This window comes from Siphonobacter sp. BAB-5405, from assembly GCF_002872335.1.
Classification (GTDB): Bacteria; Bacteroidota; Bacteroidia; order Cytophagales; family Spirosomataceae; genus Siphonobacter.
The window spans coordinates 1-750 of the sequence record NZ_NJAG01000195.1 but is presented as its reverse complement, the minus strand read 5'-3'; the positions used below and the strand labels follow the sequence as shown (position 1 = coordinate 750).

Sequence of the window (750 nt, the reverse complement as noted above, 5' to 3'; positions counted from 1 at the left end):
ATCGTGTTCTTATCCGGCATTCAGCACTACGCCGAGTCACCCGAGGTATGGCTCACGTGCCCGCTTTTGCTCAGGAGCTGCTTCGCCAGCTACCCAATCAGTGGGAGGATGTGAAGTTCATTGACGGGTATCCCGGAAAACTTTGCGTAGTGGCCCGCCGTTCGGGCAAGCGTTGGTACGTGGCAGGCATCAACGGAGAAGCAAAAGAAAAAGAGCTCAAGCTGGACCTTTCCTTTCTTTCAAAGGCCAAAGCAACCCTGATAACGGATGGCGAACCCATGTTTACCCAGCAGTCTGTTACTCCCTCCAACGCAACTGTTGTGACAGTGAAAGCCAATGGTGGTTTTGTGCTGGTAACGGAGTAACGATTTCTTTAGGCTCACAAGCGGATTGTTTGACTTAAAGCAATTTCAATAATCTGCTAACCACCGCTGTTAGAAGCATAGACCAAGCCGTTGTTGGTATTGTTACATGTAATACCAACAACGGCTTACGAAATTGGTGACGATACGCTAAACACCAATAATGGCGGAAAAGGCGTGTACTGCTTCCGTTACGGTTTCAATTCGCCAATAAAACGTTCCCGCTTAATCACCTATATATATTTTTGCTGCTATTGTATTGCGAATGAAAATAAGCCCATCAAAGCCACCCCACTTACGATGGGTAAAGGTTTGAGCGTTTGCCAGTTAGAATAAAAATTAGTAATCCGGTTTCGGCGGCGTAACAGAGGATTGGGCGTTTTACGGA

At 47.1% G+C, this 750-nt stretch carries 1 protein-coding gene; it reads left to right on the top strand.

Translation table 11 applies throughout. The features are described from left to right. Positions 1–365 (top strand): glycoside hydrolase family 97 C-terminal domain-containing protein (locus tag BWI97_RS26985; protein WP_233208098.1); only part of this gene is annotated, 365 nt, incomplete at its 5' end. Positions 366–750: the final 385 nt, after the last annotated feature.